The following is a 20,013-nucleotide window of genomic DNA, read 5'->3' as shown; positions in this document are numbered from 1 at the left end:
TTTTTACGTCCGGAGACGCTGATATCAATCCTGCGAGTGCCCACACAGATTGTCTGATAAATTGTTAAAGAGCAGTGCGAACAGTGCGTTAGCGTGCTGTCGCGAGGTGGCGTATATTACGCTTTCCTCCTGCAGAGTCAACCTCTATTTCAGAAGTTTTTCTCCGGCGGCGCAGTCTCCTGTGCCTTCTGACCCGTTTCCGTTTCCGGTTTGCCGTGTCAGTGGAGGCGCATTATAGGGAACGGCTCAGATAGCGCAAGTGCAAATTGAGACTTTTTTTCTGTTCGTCTGAAATTTGCACAAAAGCGCCGTTTTACCCCTTTTTAATGCGCGCCGGAAGCTCTGCCAGGCTATTAATCACCCAATCTGCTGCTGCTTCACCTTCAGCGGTGACCGGTTTGCCGCTGCGCACCAGTACTTTCATGCCGACACCGGCAGCCTGCCCTGCCAGCATATCTTCCAGCTTGTCACCCACCATATAAGAAGCGGCCATATCAATATTCAGTTCTTCCTGCGCCGTCAGCAGCATACCCGGCTGAGGCTTACGACAGTCACAGGCCTGACGGAACTCTGCTACTGTTGCTTCAGGATGGTGAGGACAGAAATAGATGCCATCAAGATCAACATCGCGATCGGCTAGCGACCAGTCCATCCATTCTGTCAGCCGCATAAAGGTATCTTCAGTAAACATACCGCGCGCGATGCCAGACTGATTGGTCACGACCACCAGCGCAAAACCCATTGCCTTCAGTTGTTGCAGCGCTTCAATCGTGCCGTCAATAAACTGGAAGTCATCGATCTCATGGACATAGCCATTGTCGACATTAAGGGTGCCATCACGATCAAGAAAAATAGCGGGGACTTTATTCGCCACGTAGAAACTCCTGCTGTAAAAATTGCCGATCAGTATCGCATGATTGCTATAAAAGGGAGAATGTCAGATTGAATCACTTCCATTGATTTAGACGTCTGGATGCCTTAACATCCATCCAGCTTTTATACCGAATAAAAGCGACGAGGCTTCCCACACCACGGACAACGCAACACGATAATAAATAACATAATGATTAAACTAGAAAATATCACCAAGGTGTTTCAGCAAGGCACGCGGTCTGTTCCGGCGTTAACGGATGTCAGCCTGCACGTGCCTGCCGGACAGATTTATGGCGTTATCGGTGCTTCCGGTGCCGGTAAAAGTACGTTGATTCGTTGCGTTAACCTGCTGGAGCGCCCTACTTCGGGCCGCGTACTGGTAGACGGTGCTGATTTAACCGCACTCAACGAACGTCAGTTAACTCAGGCGCGCCGCCAGATCGGCATGATATTCCAGCACTTTAATCTGATGAACTCCCGTACCGTCGCGGGCAACGTTTCTCTTCCACTGGAACTCGGTAATCTCTCCCGCGCTCAGATCACGGCTCGCGTAACTGAGCTGCTGGAACTGGTGGGATTATCAGACAAGCATGATGCCTGGCCCGCCAATCTGTCGGGCGGACAGAAGCAGCGTGTCGCGATTGCCCGCGCCCTGGCCAGCAATCCCAAGGTTCTGCTGTGTGATGAAGCCACCAGCGCACTGGATCCCGCGACGACCCGCTCTATTCTGGAATTGCTTAAAGACATTAACCGCCGGCTTGGGCTGACGATTCTGCTGATCACCCATGAAATGGATGTAGTGAAACGCATCTGCGATCAGGTTGCGGTCATCAGTCACGGTGAGCTGATTGAGAAAGATAGCGTCAGTGAGGTCTTCTCTCATCCTAAGACACCGCTGGCGCAGCAGTTTATTCAGTCTACGCTGCATCTGGATATTCCGGATGATTACCAGCAGCGTCTTTCTGCCACCGCCGCTGAAGGCACCGTGCCTCTGCTGCGGCTGGAATTCACCGGTAAATCGGTTGATGCGCCGCTGCTGTCTGAAGCTGCCCGCCGTTACAACGTGAATAACAACATTATCAGTGCCCAGATGGATTACGCCGGTGGCGTGAAGTTCGGCATTATGCTGGCCGAAATGCACGGCACAGAAAGCGATACCCGCGAGGCGATTGCCTGGCTGAAGGAGAATCATGTGAAAGTAGAGGTGTTAGGTTATGTCTGAAGCGATGATGTGGTTGCTGGGACGGGGCGTGTGGGAAACGCTGATGATGACCTTCGTCTCGGGCTTTTTCGGTTTTGTGCTGGGTCTGCCGGTCGGCGTTTTACTCTATGTCACCCGTCCGGGCCAGATTCTGCAGAATCAGGGACTTTATCGCGTGCTCTCCGCGCTGGTGAATATCTTCCGCTCCATTCCTTTCATTATCTTACTGGTCTGGATGATTCCTTTTACTCGCGTAATCGTCGGCACCTCAATCGGACTGCAGGCGGCCATCGTGCCATTGACCGTTGGCGCGGCGCCGTTTATCGCACGTATGGTTGAAAATGCCTTGCTGGAACTGCCTACCGGACTGATTGAAGCATCACGTGCCATGGGCGCCACGCCAATGCAGATCATCCGTAAGGTTCTGCTGCCGGAAGCGATGCCTGGCCTGGTGAATGCTGCGACCATCACCCTGATTACCCTGGTTGGTTACTCCGCCATGGGTGGCGCGGTGGGTGCCGGTGGTCTGGGCCAGATCGGTTATCAGTATGGTTATATCGGATATAACGCCACTGTGATGAATACGGTATTGGTGTTGTTAGTAGTTTTGGTGTATCTCATTCAATTCTGTGGCGACCGCATCGTGCATGCGGTGTCCCATAAATAAGCCAGCAATATCACATTATTAAGAAGGAAAGGATATGTCTTTCAGATTCAAGAAAATTGCCGCTGTGGGTGCACTGATTGGCGCGATTGCGCTGGCAGGATGCGATCAAAAAGAGAAAGACCCTAACCACATCAAAGTGGGTGTGATTGTCGGTGCTGAGCAGCAGGTTGCTGAAGCAGCGCAGAAAGTTGCCAAAGAGAAATATGGTCTGGACGTTGAGCTGGTCACCTTCAACGATTACGTACTGCCGAATGAAGCACTGAGCAAAGGCGATATCGACGTCAACGCCTTCCAGCACAAACCGTATCTGGATCAGCAGATCAAAGATCGTGGCTACAAGCTGGTTTCAGTGGGTAACTCCTTCGTCTACCCAATCGCGGGCTATTCGAAAAAGATTAAGTCACTGGATGAGCTGCAGGATGGCGCTCAGGTTGCTATTCCAAACGACCCGACCAACCTGGGCCGTACGCTGCTGCTGCTGCAGAAAGTGGGTCTGATCAAGCTGAAAGATGGCGTGGGCCTGCTGCCAACCTCACTGGATATCACTGAAAACCCTAAGCATCTGAAAATTGTTGAGCTGGAAGCGCCGCAGCTGCCACGCTCACTGGACGATCAGCAGATCGCGCTGGCGGTTATCAACACCACCTACGCCAGCCAGATTGGCCTGACGCCAGCCAAAGATGGTATTTTCGTCGAAGATAAAGATTCACCGTACGTGAACCTGATTGTGGCGCGCGAAGATAATAAAGATGCGGAAAACGTGAAGAAATTCGTCAAAGCTTACCAGTCTGACGAAGTCTACGATGCCGCTAACAAAGTCTTTAACGGCGGCGCGGTTAAAGGCTGGTAATTCAGCTGTTCATCTCCTTAAGGGCGGCGCTATGCCGCCCTTTCTGTTATTGGGTGCCCTGCCCGACTTGTTATTTATTCTTGTCCTTGTTTCAATAACGCCACTTTTTGAAACCTGAGGATGTTGCCATGCGTTTTTTACCGCTCTGCTTGTTAGCATTGATGCTGACAGGGTGTGTTCATGAGTATCACCCGATAAGCAGCGCACCGTCCCGGCCGCAGCAATCCAGTGAACCCACCCGCAAGCCTGTGTCACGACCGGCACCGGTTAAGCTCTATACCGATGCCGCCGATCTGGTCAGCAAGCCGTTCCGCGATCTGGGTGAAGTCTCCGCTGAAGATTGCCAGATGAGTAATCAGAACTCCCCAGCCAACATCGCTACTGCACGTAAACGCCTGCAGATCAAAGCGTCACAGATGAAAGCCAACGCGGTGCTGCTGCATCAGTGTGAAATCGTCACCGGCACGCCAGGCTGCTATCGTCAGGCGGTGTGTCAGGGTTCGGCACTGAAAGTCAGCAATCAATGAGTGAATTCGCCTTTGCGCAAATTGGGGTAATCCGCTCACCATGGAAGGAGAAGTTTGCCGTGCCGCGCCAGCCAGGGCTGGTGCAGGATGGCGGCGGCGAACTGCACCTGCAGCCACCTTACAATCAGCCGGAAGCGGTGCGTGGACTGGAAGCGTTCAGCCACCTCTGGCTGCTGTTTGTCTTCCATCAGACGATGGAGGGCGGCTGGCGTCCCACGGTTCGCCCTCCCCGGCTGGGCGGCAATGCGCGCATGGGTGTATTTGCGACACGTTCAACGTTCCGTCCCAATCCCATTGGCATGTCGCTGGTTGAGCTAAAAGGTATCAGGATTGAAAAACAGCAGGTGATCCTGCAGCTTGGCAGTCTGGATCTGGTCGATGGCACCCCGGTGGTGGATATCAAACCTTATCTGCCCTTTGCCGAAGCATTGCCGCATGCCCAGGCGGGTTTTGCTCAGGCGGCACCTGCGGCTGATATGCCGGTTCGCTTCTCCGCACTGGCACAACAGCAGCTTCACCAGCAGTCGCGCTACCCCAATCTGGCTCGCTTTATCAGTGAAGTGCTGGCACAGGATCCCCGTCCCGCTTACCGTCAGGGTGAAACGCAGGCGCGGGAATATGCGGCCTGGCTGATGGATTTTAATGTACGCTGGCGCATTGACGATGCCGGTACTGAAGTGATCGCCATCGACCCGCGTTAAAACCCGCTTTTGAGCCGGTGATCTCACTGGTACACTAGCCGCCAGCAAAATTCTGTCTGTGACTTTCCGATCAACTGGAACCGTAATCAATGCGTACTACTCAATATCTGCTCTCTACTCAGAAAGAGACGCCTTCCGACGCTGAAGTGATCAGCCACCAGCTGATGCTGCGCGCCGGTATGATCCGCAAACTGGCTTCTGGCTTGTACACCTGGTTACCGACCGGGGTTCGCGTGCTGAAAAAAGTCGAAAACATCGTGCGCGAAGAGATGAACAACGCGGGCGCGGTTGAGATTTTAATGCCGGTTGTGCAGCCCGCCGACCTGTGGCAGGAGAGCGGTCGCTGGGAGGAGTATGGCCCGGAACTGTTACGTATTGCAGATCGCCACGAGCGTCCGTTCGTGCTGGGTCCGACGCATGAAGAGGTGGTCACTGACCTAATCCGCAATGAGCTAAGCTCTTATAAGCAACTGCCGCTCAACCTCTATCAGATCCAGACCAAATTCCGTGATGAAGTCCGTCCGCGCTTTGGCGTGATGCGTTCACGTGAATTCATCATGAAAGATGCTTACTCATTCCACGTTTCGCAGGAGTCGCTGCAGGAAACGTATGACGCGATGTACCGCGCCTATAGCCAGATCTTCAGCCGTATGGGTCTGGATTTCCGCGCCGTGCAGGCCGACACCGGCTCGATTGGCGGCAGCGCCTCCCATGAGTTCCAGGTTCTGGCGCAGAGCGGTGAAGATGATGTGATCTTCTCTACCGATTCTGATTACGCGGCCAACATTGAGCTGGCCGAAGCCGTCGCACCCGCCGGTGAGCGCGCAGCGCCGTCGCAGGAGATGCAACTGGTCGAGACGCCAGACGCAAAAACCATCGCGGAGCTGGTTGAGCAATTCAGCGTGCCTGTTGAAAAAACAGTGAAAACGCTGATTGTTAAAGGTGCTGAAGAGAGCGGCCACGCGCTGGTTGCCCTGCTGGTACGCGGCGATCATCAGCTTAATGAGATCAAAGCGGAGAAGTCAGAGATCGTTGCGTCACCGCTGGTGTTCGCGACCGAAGAAGAGATTCGCGCCGCAGTGGGTGCCGGACCGGGTTCAATCGGCCCGGTTGGTCTGCAGATGCCTGTGATTGCTGACCGTACCGTGGCGAAGATGAGCGACTTCAGCGCCGGCGCCAACGTCGATGGTAAGCACTACTTCGGCATTAACTGGGAGCGCGATCTGCCGCTGGCCAGCGTTGCGGATATCCGTAACGTGGTCGAAGGCGATTTAAGCCCGGATGGTAAAGGCACGCTGCAGATTAAGCGCGGCATCGAAGTCGGTCATATTTTCCAGCTCGGCACCAAGTATTCTGACGCGCTGAAAGCGTCTGTTCAGGGCGAAGATGGCCGCAATCAGGTGATGAGCATGGGCTGCTACGGCATCGGCATCACCCGCGTTGTTGCGGCAGCCATTGAGCAGAACCATGATGACCGCGGCATTATCTGGCCAGCCGCACTGGCACCTTTCGAGGTTGCGATTCTGCCAATGAATATGCAGAAATCGTTCCGGGTTAAAGAGCTGGCGGAAGAGCTGTATGCCACCCTCCGTGCCAAAGGCGTTGAGGTTATTCTGGATGACCGTAAAGAGCGTCCGGGCGTGATGTTCGCTGATATGGAACTGATTGGTGTGCCACACACCATCGTCATTGGTGATCGCAATCTCGATAATCAGGAGATTGAGTACAAATCACGTCGTGCCGGTGAGAAGCAGATGATTAAGCAGGATGAAATTGTTGAATTCCTGCTGAAGGCTCTGAATAAGTAAGTTCTTAGCGTTAATCAAAGCGGGCTGAATCTGGCCACAACAGATGAGCTCAACGCGAAGGGAACCGGGTCAGGAGAGGAAAGCGTCCCGCGCCAGGGACGGTGCGGGCCGAGCGGCCATGGATGGCTTTAGCGACTTTCCGATCTGACCGCGTTCCCTGAGCAGGCTCGATCTCTTCGCCGCTCGCCCCTGACGTTGTAAGTACTCAAACGCCCCGCCTGCGGGGCGTTTTTTATTGCACCTTGCCGCGCATCGATTTAGTTGAACTGCGGCGGGCTTTTCCTTCCAGACGGCGCTCTTTTGAGGCGCGGGTCGGCCGCGTGGCGCGCCGGGCTTTTTCCACGGTACTCAGCTCCTGGATCAGATTAACCAGACGTTGCAGCGCTGCTTCACGATTCATCTCCTGACTGCGATACTCCTGCGCCTTGATCACCACAACGCCATCACCGGTAATCAAATGATGAGTGGCGGTGAGCAGCCGCTCTTTATAAAACGCGGGCAGTGAAGAGGCAGCAATATCGAAGCGCAGATGAATGGCGGTGCTGGCTTTATTGACATGTTGTCCGCCTGCGCCCTGAGCACGAATCGCCGTCAGCTCGATCTCACTTTCCGGAATCTCAACCGAACGGGATAGCATAATCATAAGCTCGCTCCCCACACCTTAACCACGTTGACCTCCGATAACCTGTTCATCAAATTAACCTTTTGTGCTCTGATTTATTCCGCCTCAGACAGCGGAATCTGTCACTTTAGCAGTGATTCGCGCACTGTTCCTGCTTTACGCAGGCTGATTTCCTCTAAATGGCTATGATATAGTCGCCAGTTAACCAGAGTATTTACGCTCTGCCGAGGAGGGCCACGTGCAAAATTATTGTGAGTTAGTTCGCCGGAAGTATGCCGAAATCGGCAGCGGGGATTTAGGTTACATACCGGATGCGATTGGCTGCGCATTGAAGGCACTTAATGATGTTGCCGCAAATACTGAGCTAAACTCTTCTGTCAGGGAACAGGCGGCCTACGCCGCTGCTAACTTATTGGTGAGCGACTATGTTGATAAATGAAGCGTACCAACCTATCAATTGCGATGATTACGATAATCTGGAACTCGCCTGCCAGAACAACTGGATGCTGTCGCTGGAAATGAAGGATGGCGAGCAGCTTAAGGCAAAAGCCAAAGAAATCTTTTCACGTAAGAACGTTGAATATCTGGCTATCGATCTTTCCGGTGAACATCGCGAATTACGTCTCGACCATATCGCCAGCTTCACCCATCCCGAGTTGGGTACGGTGGTTGTCAGCGCAGAGTAACCTACGCATTCAGGGCGGGACCTTTCCGCCCTGTTAAACTTCAGGGCTGCAACGAACTGTAGTACGCCGCTAAATCCGCCATATCGTTGTCACTCAATCCCGCCACAAACGCCTTCATGACTTCAGCCTGACCGCCACTGCGTTCGCCCTTTTTATAGGCCTGCAGCGCATGTTCCAGATAAGGTGCGTGCTGCCCGGCCAGGTCAGGATAGAGCGGCACCGCCGCTTTTCCCGCTGCGCCATGACAGGCCATGCAACTGCCCGCTTTCTGTGCGCCGCGCTGCACATCACCCGCTGCCCATGCCGGTAACACGGTGACCGCTAAACAGGCGATAAGCCACTGTTTCATTATGGTTGTTCTCCTGTGCCGGATGCCCCATCCCAGACTATCTGCCAGCCCTGCTGATCAGTGGCCGCGCCATCACGGGTGACAAAAAGAGTCGGAACGCAGACCAGCGTCTGGTTATAAAAAATTAACGGCAGCCGTTCACGCTGCCACGGCGGTATCTGTAACTCCTGCCACAGTTTTTTCATTTCCCTTCCGCCACGACGGCCCACCAGATGGACATGACCCTGTGCGTGAAACCGCACGCTGACCTGCTCATCCGGCTCAGGATAGCGCAACAGGCTCTCTGACTGGCTGGCACGCAGCGTGCCAAGATTCTGCGGTAACGCCAGCGGCTGGCAGAGATCGGGCCATGCCAGCACGGTGTCGCGCAGTGAACTGAACAACGGCAGCCAGTAGAGCTGCTGACGGTAACGACGGAGTTCAGCCTGACCGAATCGCAGCCGGGGCTGCGCATCCTCCCGGCTCGCCATCACTTCGTCGTGGATGCGTTTCAGCGCTTCACGGGACGGCATCGCCCCACCCTGTCCGGCGATCCAGCGCCGCAATAAGGCATTAGCACGCAGCTCACTCATGGCCATTATGGGTGGAAAGTGCAGGCTGCCATCAGGCTGGATCAGCTCTGCCAGTTGCCCGGTGAGCAGTTCATCCAGCAACTGCTCCTGCTCACTGCATAACGCCGCACTGCGGGCCGCTGCCCCGGCAAAATGGGGCCAGCGCTGGTGAAGCTCAGGCAGCAGCCGCTGACGCAGAAAGTTGCGGTCGTAGCGAAGATCCTGATTGCTCTCATCTTCAATCCACGCCAGCTGATGCGCGTCGGCATAGGCTTCAAGCGACTGTCGCGTCTGATTCAGCAGCGGACGCACCAGCTGATGAGAACCCAGCGTGCGTGTCGCGGGCATCGCTGCCAGCCCGGCGGGACCACTGCCGCGCTTCAGCGCCAGCAGGAATGTTTCGCACTGATCGTCGAGGTGCTGCGCTGTGAGTAACACTTCGCCCGGCTGCAGTGCCGCACTCAGCGCCTGATAACGGGCAGTGCGGGCGGCTGCTTCAATGCCGTTTTCCCTGCCATCAACGTTAACGCGGAGCACTTCACAGGGCAGCTGCCACTGCGCGCAAATCGTCTGGCAATGGGTTGCCCAGCGATCGGCATTCGGGCTAAGCCCATGGTGAACATGCAGTGCCCGCAGGCGCAACTGAGGATGCTGCTGCTGCCAGCCGCGAAGCTGATGCAGCAGCACGGTTGAATCCAGTCCACCGCTGAATGCGACCACCAGGGCGGCATCAGGTTGCAAAAGGTTGTCAAAAGCGGGCAAAGACATGGCAGAATCCAGAAAATCGGGCCACTGAATGTCGCCCGCTGAGCGCGCTATTTTACGCCTGATAAAGCTCCAGCGGCAAACCATCCGGATCGGCAAAGAAAGTGCATTGTTTACCGGTCAGGTCATCAATGCGAATCGGTTCGCAGATAACGCCTTTATCGGCCAGCGTCGCGACGGCAGCGGCAACATCCGGCACGGTAAAGGCCAGATGACGCAGGCCACACGCTTCAGGATGACTGACCCGCGCCGGCGGCTCAGGAAAAGAGAACAGCTCAATGGTGTAGCGATCCTGTAGGGCAAGGTCGCCTTTCCAGGAGTCCCGCGCTTCGCGGTAATATTCGCCCATCAGACGGAAACCCAGTACGTCACAATAGAATGCTTTGCTGCGCTGATAGTCAGAGGCGATGATGGCGATGTGGTGAATAGCGGTTAACTGCAACATGTTCAATTCCCTGATTCGGGCAGGCTGTCCGCAGACACCCTGCCGCTGATAGTCGTTTAAAGGTTTATGCGAGGTCGTTTTTCAGCACGCGGACGCGATACTCGCCCTCTTCGGTCAGGCTGGCGCCGTGAATATCCGTTTCGAAGCCCGGATAATGCCGTCCAATGCTGCACAGCATCAGCAGAAAATCGAGCACCGCGCGGCTCTTCTCAGTAATCATCTCGCCTGGCATCACCAGTGGAACGCCTGGCGGATAAGGCAGAATCATATTGGCCGACACCCGCCCGACCAGTTCGCTGAGATCCACCGTTTCGATGTTGCCCTTCACCTGCTGCTGAAACGCCTGATGCGGCGTCATCTTCATTTCGGGCAGGACATCAAATGCCTGCAGCATCAGACGCGGCAGATCGTGATGGCGGATCAGCTGATGGATCCCCTGCGCCAGTGTCTGAATGCGCATATTGCGATAGAAGTCAGGATCTTCGGCATAGAGATCCGGCAGCATGTTTTTCACCCGCAGATTAAGATCGTAGGCGCGTTTGAACTCGGTCAGTCCGCGCAGCACGCTCATTGCTTTGGTTTTGTCGATGCCGATGCTGAACAGGAACAGCAGGTTATAGGGACCGGTTTTCTCCACCACGATGCCGCGCTCATCCAGAAACTTCGCCACCAGCGCCGCCGGGATCCCCTCTTCCGCCATCTTCCCCAGTTCGCTCATGCCCGGCGTCAGAATGGTGACTTTGATCGGATCCAGGTACATGTGATCGCGATCGGCCTGAGTAAATCCGTGCCACTCTTCGTCGCCGGGCTGGATCGGCCAGCATTGCGCTTCGTCAACCTCTTCCGGTTGCCAGATATCAAAGAACCAGCTGTCGGACTCTTCGCGCAGGCGCTGGATCTCCCGACGGAAGTGCAGCGCGCGCTCCACCGAGCGATTGATCAGTCGTTTACCGGGATTGCCACGCAGCATGGCAGCAGCAGTTTCAATAGAGGAGACGATGGCGTAATTGGGCGAGGTGGTGGTGTGCATCATGTAGGCTTCGTTAAACGTCTGTTCGTCGTAGTCGCCCTTAATGTGAATCATTGATGCCTGCGAAAACGCCGCCAGCAGTTTGTGGGTCGATTGCGTCTCATACACCACTTTTCCCGGGATGCGGTCGCCACTCATGCCACTTTTACCGGCGTAGATCGGATGGAAATTAGTGTAAGGCACCCAGGCTGAATCGAAATGAATCGACGGTACATCCAGTGTCTCTTTGATGTACTGGGTATTGTAGAGCAGCCCATCATAGGTGGAGTTGGTGATCACCGCATGAACCGGCCACGTGGCACGGTCGGTGGCAGCCACCTTGAGCGAAATACTCTCGCGGGTGAACTCCTGCTTCGGGATACCGCCGAGAATACCCAACGCATTGCGGGTCGGCTTCAGCCAGATGGGGATAAGATCGCTCATCATCAGCAGATGGGTCAGTGACTTGTGGCAGTTGCGATCGATCAGCACGGTGCTGCCCGCCGGTGCGGCATACATGCCGACAATTTTGTTCGACGTTGAGGTCCCGTTGGTCACCATGTAACTCTGCTCGGCACCAAAAGTGCGTGCAATGTACTCCTCCGCTTCAAGGTGCGGACCGGTGTGATCAAGCAGCGAACCCAGTTCGGTAACGGAAATTGAGATGTCCGATTTCAGGGTATTGGCCCCGAAGAAATCGTAGAACAGGCAGCCCACCGGGCTCTTCTGAAACGCGGTACCCGCCATATGGCCCGGCGTGCAGAAGGTGTACTTGCCCTCTTTCACATAGGTGAACAGCGCTTTAGTCAGCGGCGGCGTAATGTGGTCGAGATAGTCATCGGTATATTGCCGGATGTGCAGCGCGATATCGTCGGCGGCATTCAGCGCGTACTCAAAAAAGTGCAGCGGCATGCGCATCTCATTGACGCTGATGTCCATCTGCGAGTGGGTGTTGATAAAGGCGTACAGCGGCAGATATTCGTTGAGCTGATTAATCTCACGGCAGAGTTCCGGACTGTTGTGCGCGTCCCAGTCGAAGATGACGCCGCTGATACGCGGATTGTGCTCGATCAGTTTCAGCAGATCGTCACTGTTTTTCGGGTAAAGCAGCCTGAAGCCTTGCAGATTTAACGCCGCGTCGAGTTCGCGTAACGGTTCATCTTTATAAAACACGCCGTGCGCGCCCATGATCGCCAGAATATTCAATGCCCATCTCCCTGATTATTGTGGAACCGGACAAGCATAACCGCTAACCCGCGGAAGGTGTAGCAAGGCGGCTATCGGATGGCGCTGAAAGAGAGGGGAATAGCGTGCGGAGATAAACCGGCGGCATAAAAAAAGCGGACCGGAGTCCGCTTTTATTGATGGGGCTAAATCAGGCGTAGCCGTAGCTCATCAGGCGCTGATAACGACGATCCAGCAGCTCTTCAGTGCTAAATCCATCGAGATCGGCCAGATCGGCCAGCAGCTGCTGCTTCAGTGACTGCGCCATATCAACCGGACGGCGATGCGCGCCACCCAGCGGCTCAGGGATCACCGAGTCAATCAGCTTCAGCTCTTTCAGACGGTGAGCGGTAATGCCCATCGCTTCAGCGGCCAGCGGCGCTTTGTCAGCGCTTTTCCACAGAATAGATGCACAGCCTTCCGGCGAGATCACTGAATAGGTGCTGTACTGCAGCATATTCACTTTGTCGCCCACGCCAATCGCCAGCGCACCACCTGAACCGCCCTCACCGATGACCGTACAGATCACCGGCACTTTCAGGCCAGACATTTCACGCAGGTTGCGGGCAATCGCTTCAGACTGCCCACGCTCTTCCGCGCCCACACCCGGATAGGCACCCGGTGTGTCGATGAAGGTGATGATTGGCATTTTGAAACGCTCAGCCATCTCCATCAGGCGCAGCGCTTTGCGATAGCCTTCCGGTGCTGGCATGCCGAAGTTACGGCGAATTTTCTCTTTGGTTTCACGGCCTTTCTGGTGCCCGATGATCATCACCGGACGTCCATCAAGACGTGCAATCCCGCCCACAATCGCTTTGTCATCGGCATAAGCACGGTCGCCCGCCAGCTCATCGAAATCGTCGAAGGCGTTGCGCACGTAGTCAAAGGTGTAAGGACGCAAAGGATGACGCGCCAGCTGAGCGATTTGCCATGCGCCTAAATCGGCGAAGATCTTACGGGTCAGCTCAACGCTTTTCTCACGCAGACGCTGAACTTCTTCATCCAGATTAACGTGTTTATCATCCTGACGACCAATTGAGGTCAGCGAATCGATCTTCGCTTCCAGTTCTGCAATTGGCTGTTCAAAATCCAGGTAATTAAGACTCATAATGTTCCTGTTCTAGTCAAACTCCAGTTCCACCTGCTCCGATCCAATCAACGAGCGCAGATCGTTAAGTAAACGATCGCTGGGCGAAATTCGCCACGCGGCACCAAAGCGCAGCTTCGCTCGCGCGTCGGCTCTCTGATAGTAGAGATGCACCGGAATAGTCCCTGATCGATGAGGTTCCAGAGACTGACGGAGTCGGTTTAATAGCTGGTCATCAATTTGCCTGTCCGTCAGCGAGATAGCAAGTCCGCGCGCGTATTTTTCGCGAGCTTCGTCGATGTCCATGACTTCACGAGCGGTCATTTTAAGGCCACCACTGAAGTCATCAAAGCTGACCTGTCCGCTGACGATCAGAATTCGGTCTTTCTCCAGCAACTGCTGGTATTTATCTAACGCATCGGTAAATAACATCACCTCAAGACGACCGGAGCGATCGTCCAGAGTACAGATACCAATTCGGTTGCCGCGTTTGGTGACCATTACCCGTGCCGCGATCACCAGACCGGCCGCCACGGTAATTTTACCCCGATCGGTAGGATGCATATCTTTCAGCCGCACCCCGCCAACATAACGCTCAATTTCTTTCAGGTACTGATTAATCGGGTGGCCGGTAAGGTAAAGACCCAGCGTTTCCCGTTCGCCATCCAGCTGCACCTGCTCAGGCCACGGCGTGACGCTGGCGTACGATTTCTCAACCTGCTCCGGCTCTTCCGCAAGTACGCCAAACATATCAGCCTGGCCAATCGCTTCCGCTTTCGCGTGCTGATCGGCCGCTTTTAACGCGTCACTGAGTGAACTCATCAGCGCAGCACGATGCGGTCCAAGGCGATCAAAGGCCCCGGACATGATCAATTTTTCCATTACCCGACGGTTGATCTTTTTGGTGTCGGTACGGGCGCAGAGATCAAACAACTCGCGGAAATAACCGCCTTCGTTACGGGCGTCGATGATCGCTTCGATCGGACCTTCACCGACGCCTTTAATCGCGCCAATGCCGTAAACGATCTCGCCCGCGTCATTAACATGGAACTGATAAAGACCGGAGTTGATATCAGGCGGCAGGACTTTCAGTCCCATCCGCCAGCACTCATCGACCAGGCCAACCACTTTCTCGGTGTTATCCATGTCGGCGGTCATGACCGCAGCCATAAACTCAGCCGGATAGTGCGCCTTCAGCCACAACGTCTGGTAGGAGACGAGTGCGTAGGCCGCAGAGTGTGACTTGTTAAAGCCATAACCTGCAAATTTTTCTACCAGATCGAAGATCTTCATCGACAGTTCCCCGTCGATACCCATGCTTTCGGCACCGTCGCGGAATACAGAACGCTGTTTGGCCATCTCCTCGGGTTTCTTTTTACCCATGGCGCGACGCAGCATATCCGCACCGCCCAGCGTGTAACCGGAGAGAACCTGGGCGATCTGCATCACCTGTTCCTGATAAAGGATGATGCCGTAGGTCGGTTCCAGCACCGGTTTCAGGCTTTCGTGCTGCCACTGAATGTCGGGATAGGAGATCGCTTCACGGCCATGCTTACGGTCAATGAAGTTATCCACCATGCCAGACTGCAGTGGGCCAGGACGGAACAGCGCCACCAGTGCGATCATATCTTCGAAGCAGTCGGGCTTCAGACGCTTAATCAGATCTTTCATGCCGCGCGATTCAAGCTGGAACACCGCGGTGGTTTCCGAGCGCTGCAGCATATCGAAGCTTTTCTTATCATCCAGCGGGATAGAGGCGATATCGATCGGCTCCAGTCCCTGCTTTTCCCGGCGCGGGTTGATCATCTTCAGCGCCCAGTCGATGATGGTCAGCGTACGCAGACCCAGGAAGTCGAACTTCACCAGGCCGGCATATTCCACATCATTTTTATCGAACTGGGTCACCGGGAACTGCCCATGCTCATCGCAATAGAGCGGCGCAAAATCGGTGATCTTCGTTGGCGCAATGACCACGCCGCCCGCATGTTTACCGGCGTTACGCGTGACCCCTTCCAGCTTGCGCGCCATGTCGATCAGCGCTTTAACCTCTTCGTCCGCGTCATACATGGCGGGAAGCTGCGGTTCAGCAATAAAGGCTTTTTCCAGCGTCATGCCGGGATCGGGCGGGATCAGTTTTGAAATGCGGTCAACGAAGCCGTAAGGATGTCCCAGCACGCGGCCCACATCGCGAATGACCGCTTTCGCCGCCATGGTGCCGAAGGTAATAATCTGGGAAACCGCTTCACGTCCGTACATATCTGCAACGTGTTCGATCACCTGATCGCGCTTCTCCATGCAGAAGTCGACGTCGAAATCGGGCATCGAGACGCGTTCCGGGTTCAGGAAGCGTTCGAACAGCAGGTCAAATTCCAGCGGATCGATATCGGTGATTTTCAGCGCATAGGCCACCAGCGAACCGGCACCGGAACCACGCCCCGGCCCGACCGGCACGCCGTTGTCCTTCGACCACTGGATGAACTCCATTACGATCAGGAAGTAGCCGGGGAAACCCATCTGGTTAATAACGTTGAGTTCAATCTCCAGACGTTCATCATATTCCGGGCGTTTCTCAAGGCGTTCGGCTTCGTCCGGGAACAGGAACTCGAGACGCTCTTCCAGACCCTCACGGGATTTCACCACCAGATAATCTTCGGTGGTCATGTCACCGGTCGGGAACTGCGGCAGGAAGTACTCGCCCAGTCGGACCGTGACGTTACAACGCTTAGCAATCTCTACGCTGTTTTCCAGCGCTTCCGGGATGTCCGAGAAGAGCTCGCACATCTCCTCTTCGCTGCGCATATATTGCTGAGGACTGTAGTTACGCGGACGCTTGGGATCATCCAGCGTATAGCCGTCATGAATGGCAACGCGAATTTCGTGCGCATCGAAATCTTCTGCATTGATAAAGCAGACTTCATTGGTGGCAACCACCGGTATTCCCTCTGCAATCGCCAGTTCAACTGCCGCATGCAGATAGCTCTCTTCGTCCTGACGGCCGGTACGAATCAGCTCCAGGTAGTAGCGATCGGGGAAATGTTGCTGGTAAAACGACAGGCATTGCGAAACCAGGGCATTGTTGCCGCGCAGCAGGCTGCGACCCACATCGCCGCGCCGTCCGCCCGACAGCAGGATTAATCCTTCCTGCAATTCAATCAGCCAGTCGCGGTCGATGATCGGTCCGTCCACGCCATACCCACGCTGATAGGCACGGGAGATCAGCAGCGTCAGGTTCTGGTATCCGGTATTACTGGACGCCAGCACGGTAAGCTGTGTAAGTTCATCCCCCATCAGCTCACTGGCAACGTTGAAATCGGCACCAATGACCGGCTTTATCCCTGCGCTGTGCGCGCCACCGTAGAATTTCACCAGGCCACAGAGGTTAGTGAAGTCGGTAATCGCGATAGCCGGCATGCCAAGGGCAGCCGCCTTCTTGATTAACGGCCCGGTTTTCGCCAGGCCATCAACCATCGAATAGTCACTGTGGACACGCAGATGTATAAAACGGGGTTCAGCCATATCAGTTTCCGGTTAAAACAGCGTCAGGCTATTAAAGCGTAAGGGTCTGGCGTGCAGCCAGTACTTCAGCATCGAGCAGCGCATTGCGAACGGGCGCAAAACTGCGACGGTGGTGCGGCGTGACGCCATACTGCGTCAGTTTTTCCATATGCAGCGCCGTCGGATAACCTTTGTGCTGCGCAAAACCATACTGCGGGAACAGCAGATCGAGTTCGGTCATCTCCTGGTCACGCGACACTTTGGCGATGATCGATGCTGCACTGATTTCGGCAACCAGACTATCCCCTTTAACTACCGCCTGTGAAGGCATTGGCAGTGCCGGGCAACGATTACCATCAATCAGCACATAATCGGGCTGAATGCCGAGGCCAGCTACGGCGCGCTGCATCGCCAGCATAGTGGCATGCAGAATGTTGAGCTGATCGATCTCTTCAGGCTCTGCGCGTCCCAGACTCCATGCCAGCGCTTTCTCTTTGATTTCGTCATACAACGCGAGGCGGCGCTTTTCAGACAGTTTCTTCGAGTCGGCCAGGCCGGTAATCGGGTTTGCCGGATCGAGGATCACCGCGGCAGTAACGACCGCGCCAACCAGCGGACCGCGCCCCACTTCGTCCACACCGGCAATCAGTCTGGCGACAGGATAGATAAAATCAGGCATTCACCAGCTCCAGTACCGCATCCGCTGCCTGCTCATCGGCGTTCCAGCGGATCTGTTGATGTAATTCATGAAACGTCTGCAGGAGTGTTTCTCGCTCAGGCCCGGCATGCAGCAGCGGATCTAACGCTGCGGCCAGGGCTTCAGGCTGACACTCATCCTGCAGTAACTCTTTGACCAGCTCACGCCCTGCCAGCAGGTTTGGCAGCGAGACGTAAGGGGTTTTGACCAGCCGTTTTGCCAGCCAGAAGGTGGCCGGCTTCATGCGATAACCGACGACCATTGGGCATTTTGCCAGCATACACTCCAGTGCGGCAGTGCCTGACGCCAGGAGTGCGGCATCGCTCGCAATCATCGCCTCACGTCCCTGACCATCAAGCAGATGCATCGGCAGTTCGGGGGCGGTTTCGGCTTTAATCTTCTCAAACTGTTCGCGGCGACGGGCGTTGACCAGCGGCACCACGATTTCCAGTGCCGGATAGTGACGACGCAGCAACTGAGCGGTTTTCAGAAAATCGGCGCTGAGCATTTCCACTTCCGCACCCCGGCTGCCGGGCAGCAAGGCCAGGCAGAGCGCATCATCGGCAATGCCCAGATGACGGCGTGCAGCCAGCTTATCGGGTTGCAGCGGCATGGCATCTGCCATGGTGTGACCGATAAAACGACAGGGAACGTTATAGCGATCGTAAAAAGCTTTTTCAAATGGCAGGAACGCCAGCACCAGGTCGGTGTTACGACCAATCTTAAAGACACGCTTTTGCCGCCATGCCCACACCGAGGGGCTGACATAGTGGATAGTGCGAATGCCAGTGCGTTTAAGATTGCCTTCCAGCGTGATATTGAAATCGGGCGCATCAATCCCGACAAAGACATCGGGTCTGAGTTCGGTAAAACGCCGGGTGAGATCGCGACGGATTGTCAGCAGGCGTCGCAGGCGACCGAGCACCTCGACAATGCCCATCACCGCCAGCTCTTCCATCTCATACCAGGCTTCACATCCTTCTGCCTGCATCAGGGGCCCCGCCACGCCGACAAAGCGTGCATCCGGATGACGGGCTTTCAGGGCACGGATCAGACCTGCACCAAGAATATCGCCGGAGGTTTCTCCGGCGACCAGGGCAATCGTTAAGGGACGCGCTGACATGGATTAACGAATTAATCCACGGGTTGAACGGGTGAAGAAATCGTAGAAAGGTTGCACTTCGCTGTGCTGCTGTGCGATGGCTTCGATCTCCGGTTTCACTTCCTCCAGCGTTCTGCCGCTGCGATAGAGCAACTTATAGGCGTTGCGGATAGCGTGCAACGACTCTTTGCTGAAGCCGCGACGCTTGAGACCTTCGATATTGATCCCGAACGGCGTAGCGTGGTTGCCCTGCGCAATAACGTAAGGCGGCACATCCTGCGCCACGCCCGAACAGCCGCCAACCATCACGTGAGCACCGATGATGCACCACTGATGTACCGCTGTCATGCCGCCAATAATGGCGAAATCATCGACCGTCACGTGACCACCCAGGGTGGCGTTGTTGGCGAAGATACAGCGGTTGCCAATCACGCAGTCATGCGCGATGTGAGCATTAACCATCAGCAGATTATCGCTGCCCACTGTGGTGACCTGGCCACCCTGCGTGGTGCCGCGATGAATCGTCACGCTTTCACGGATACGGTTACGATCACCGATCTCAACCCGTGTTGGCTCACCGGCATATTTCAGATCCTGATTCACTTCGCCAATTGAGGCGAACTGATAAATCTGATTATCTTTACCGATGCGCGTGTGGCCGTTCACCACAACATGTGACTTCAGTACCGTTCCTTCACCGATCTCAACATTCGCACCAATAAAGCAAAACGGGCCAATGTGAACGCGGGCGCCAATAATAGCGCCCTCTTCGATGACAGAACTGGGATGGATAGTGGCTGTTGGATCAATCACGAATTATGCCTCCCGGCTGCGGGCACACATCATGGTCGCTTCACAAACGATTTTACCGTCGACAGTCGCCACGCCTTTAAAGCGGGTCAGACCACGGCGGGTTTTCTCGAAAGTGACTTCCATGATCATTTGGTCGCCAGGTACCACAGGGCGCTTGAAACGGGCACTGTCGATACCGGCAAAGTAGTAGAGTTCGCCTGGCTCCAGTTTACCTACGCTTTTAAACGCCAGAATACCGGTAGCCTGCGCCATCGCTTCCAGGATCAGAACGCCAGGAAAAATCGGTTTACCAGGGAAATGCCCCTGGAAAAACGGTTCATTAACAGAAACGTTCTTCACTGCACGCAGGTATTTGTGCTCTTCAAATTCCAGCACGCGGTCTACCAGCAGAAACGGATAGCGGTGCGGCAGCAGCTCTAAAATCTCTTCAATTTTCAGAGTATGAGTTTCAGTAGTCAAAATACTCTTCCTGTCCTAAAAATCTGATGACATCAATAACACGGCCTGCACAGATCAAAATGATCTTCCGCAGGCCGCAAAT

20 protein-coding genes are annotated in these 20,013 nt (G+C 55.0%); 8 read left to right on the top strand and 12 right to left on the bottom strand.

The window, feature by feature from the left end; all coding sequences use genetic code 11:
- Positions 1-313: 313 nt before the first annotated feature.
- Positions 314-874, bottom strand: coding sequence for a D-glycero-beta-D-manno-heptose 1,7-bisphosphate 7-phosphatase (gene gmhB / locus ACVKSX_RS22300; protein ID WP_031591190.1), 561 nt, complete (start codon positions 872-874; stop codon positions 314-316).
- A 189-nt stretch (positions 875-1,063) separates the two neighbouring features.
- On the opposite strand from gmhB, the gene metN reads away from it, so the two are divergent.
- The 6 genes from metN (at position 1,064) to proS (ending at position 6,627) form a co-directional block, all read left to right on the top strand.
- Entirely contained in the window at positions 1,064-2,095 is a 1,032-nt protein-coding gene (gene metN / locus ACVKSX_RS22295) for a methionine ABC transporter ATP-binding protein MetN (protein WP_010254188.1), read from the top strand.
- Positions 2,088-2,741 carry a methionine ABC transporter permease MetI gene (locus ACVKSX_RS22290; RefSeq protein ID WP_003852613.1) on the top strand — a complete coding sequence of 218 codons (654 nt, stop codon included), beginning with the start codon at positions 2,088-2,090 and terminating at the stop codon, positions 2,739-2,741. The genes metN and ACVKSX_RS22290 overlap by 8 nt, the downstream gene beginning before the upstream one ends.
- Positions 2,742-2,775: 34 nt before the next feature.
- Positions 2,776-3,591: a MetQ/NlpA family lipoprotein gene (locus ACVKSX_RS22285; RefSeq protein WP_010254184.1), complete on the top strand. Its 816-nt coding sequence runs from the start codon at positions 2,776-2,778 to the stop codon at positions 3,589-3,591.
- Positions 3,592-3,719: 128 nt separating this feature from the next.
- On the top strand, positions 3,720-4,118 hold the full coding sequence (rcsF, locus tag ACVKSX_RS22280) for an Rcs stress response system protein RcsF (RefSeq protein WP_010254182.1): 399 nt from the start codon (positions 3,720-3,722) through the stop codon (positions 4,116-4,118).
- The gene (gene tsaA, locus ACVKSX_RS22275) at positions 4,115-4,819 is read left to right on the top strand and encodes a tRNA (N6-threonylcarbamoyladenosine(37)-N6)-methyltransferase TrmO (RefSeq protein WP_010254180.1); all 705 of its coding nucleotides are present in this window, start codon (positions 4,115-4,117) and stop codon (positions 4,817-4,819) included. Before rcsF ends, tsaA begins: the two co-directional genes overlap by 4 nt.
- Positions 4,820-4,908: 89 nt before the next feature.
- The gene (gene proS, locus ACVKSX_RS22270; protein WP_010671869.1) at positions 4,909-6,627 is read left to right on the top strand and encodes a proline--tRNA ligase; all 1,719 of its coding nucleotides are present in this window, start codon (positions 4,909-4,911) and stop codon (positions 6,625-6,627) included.
- 232 nt (positions 6,628-6,859) lie between these two features.
- On the opposite strand, the gene arfB is transcribed toward proS, so the two are convergent.
- Entirely contained in the window at positions 6,860-7,270 is a 411-nt protein-coding gene (gene arfB, locus ACVKSX_RS22265; RefSeq protein ID WP_010254175.1) for an alternative ribosome rescue aminoacyl-tRNA hydrolase ArfB, read from the bottom strand.
- Between the two features lie 217 nt (positions 7,271-7,487).
- On the opposite strand from arfB, the gene ACVKSX_RS22260 reads away from it, so the two are divergent.
- A complete protein-coding gene (locus ACVKSX_RS22260; protein ID WP_010254172.1) occupies positions 7,488-7,688 on the top strand; it encodes a YaeP family protein in 201 nt (66 codons plus the stop codon).
- The gene (gene rof / locus ACVKSX_RS22255; RefSeq protein ID WP_010254167.1) at positions 7,675-7,935 is read left to right on the top strand and encodes a Rho-binding antiterminator; all 261 of its coding nucleotides are present in this window, start codon (positions 7,675-7,677) and stop codon (positions 7,933-7,935) included. The genes ACVKSX_RS22260 and rof overlap by 14 nt, the downstream gene beginning before the upstream one ends.
- 40 nt (positions 7,936-7,975) lie before the next feature.
- Here rof and ACVKSX_RS22250 read toward each other — a convergent pair whose 3' ends face one another.
- From ACVKSX_RS22250 to fabZ, 10 genes are all read right to left on the bottom strand, one after another.
- Positions 7,976-8,284: a c-type cytochrome gene (locus tag ACVKSX_RS22250; RefSeq protein WP_311973395.1), complete on the bottom strand. Its 309-nt coding sequence runs from the start codon at positions 8,282-8,284 to the stop codon at positions 7,976-7,978.
- Positions 8,284-9,603: a tRNA lysidine(34) synthetase TilS gene (tilS, locus tag ACVKSX_RS22245; RefSeq protein ID WP_354439073.1), complete on the bottom strand. Its 1,320-nt coding sequence runs from the start codon at positions 9,601-9,603 to the stop codon at positions 8,284-8,286. The genes ACVKSX_RS22250 and tilS overlap by 1 nt, the downstream gene beginning before the upstream one ends.
- 52 nt (positions 9,604-9,655) lie before the next feature.
- A complete protein-coding gene (locus tag ACVKSX_RS22240) occupies positions 9,656-10,045 on the bottom strand; it encodes a VOC family protein (protein WP_010671867.1) in 390 nt (129 codons plus the stop codon).
- A 64-nt stretch (positions 10,046-10,109) separates the two neighbouring features.
- On the bottom strand, positions 10,110-12,260 hold the full coding sequence (locus ACVKSX_RS22235) for a lysine decarboxylase LdcC (protein ID WP_158131985.1): 2,151 nt from the start codon (positions 12,258-12,260) through the stop codon (positions 10,110-10,112).
- A gap of 169 nt (positions 12,261-12,429) precedes the next feature.
- Positions 12,430-13,386, bottom strand: coding sequence for an acetyl-CoA carboxylase carboxyl transferase subunit alpha (accA, locus tag ACVKSX_RS22230; protein ID WP_010254150.1), 957 nt, complete (start codon positions 13,384-13,386; stop codon positions 12,430-12,432).
- 12 nt (positions 13,387-13,398) lie between these two features.
- Entirely contained in the window at positions 13,399-16,881 is a 3,483-nt protein-coding gene (gene dnaE / locus ACVKSX_RS22225; RefSeq protein WP_010671865.1) for a DNA polymerase III subunit alpha, read from the bottom strand.
- A 31-nt stretch (positions 16,882-16,912) separates the two neighbouring features.
- Complete coding sequence (rnhB, locus tag ACVKSX_RS22220; RefSeq protein ID WP_022625455.1) at positions 16,913-17,539, bottom strand: ribonuclease HII; 627 nt, start codon at positions 17,537-17,539, stop codon at positions 16,913-16,915.
- Positions 17,532-18,680 (bottom strand): lipid-A-disaccharide synthase, encoded by a 1,149-nt coding sequence (lpxB, locus tag ACVKSX_RS22215; protein WP_010254138.1) that lies wholly within the window; start codon positions 18,678-18,680, stop codon positions 17,532-17,534. Before lpxB ends, rnhB begins: the two co-directional genes overlap by 8 nt.
- Positions 18,681-18,683: 3 nt before the next feature.
- Positions 18,684-19,472, bottom strand: coding sequence for an acyl-ACP--UDP-N-acetylglucosamine O-acyltransferase (gene lpxA / locus ACVKSX_RS22210; protein WP_010254134.1), 789 nt, complete (start codon positions 19,470-19,472; stop codon positions 18,684-18,686).
- A 3-nt stretch (positions 19,473-19,475) separates the two neighbouring features.
- The gene (gene fabZ / locus ACVKSX_RS22205) at positions 19,476-19,931 is read right to left on the bottom strand and encodes a 3-hydroxyacyl-ACP dehydratase FabZ (RefSeq protein ID WP_003852639.1); all 456 of its coding nucleotides are present in this window, start codon (positions 19,929-19,931) and stop codon (positions 19,476-19,478) included.
- Between the last annotated feature and the right edge of the window lie 82 nt (positions 19,932-20,013).

The sequence above is a fragment of the Pantoea sp. PvP021 genome, from assembly GCF_054056055.1.
The sequence above is the reverse complement of the archived record's forward strand: the minus strand, read 5'-3'. Positions and strand labels throughout refer to the sequence as shown.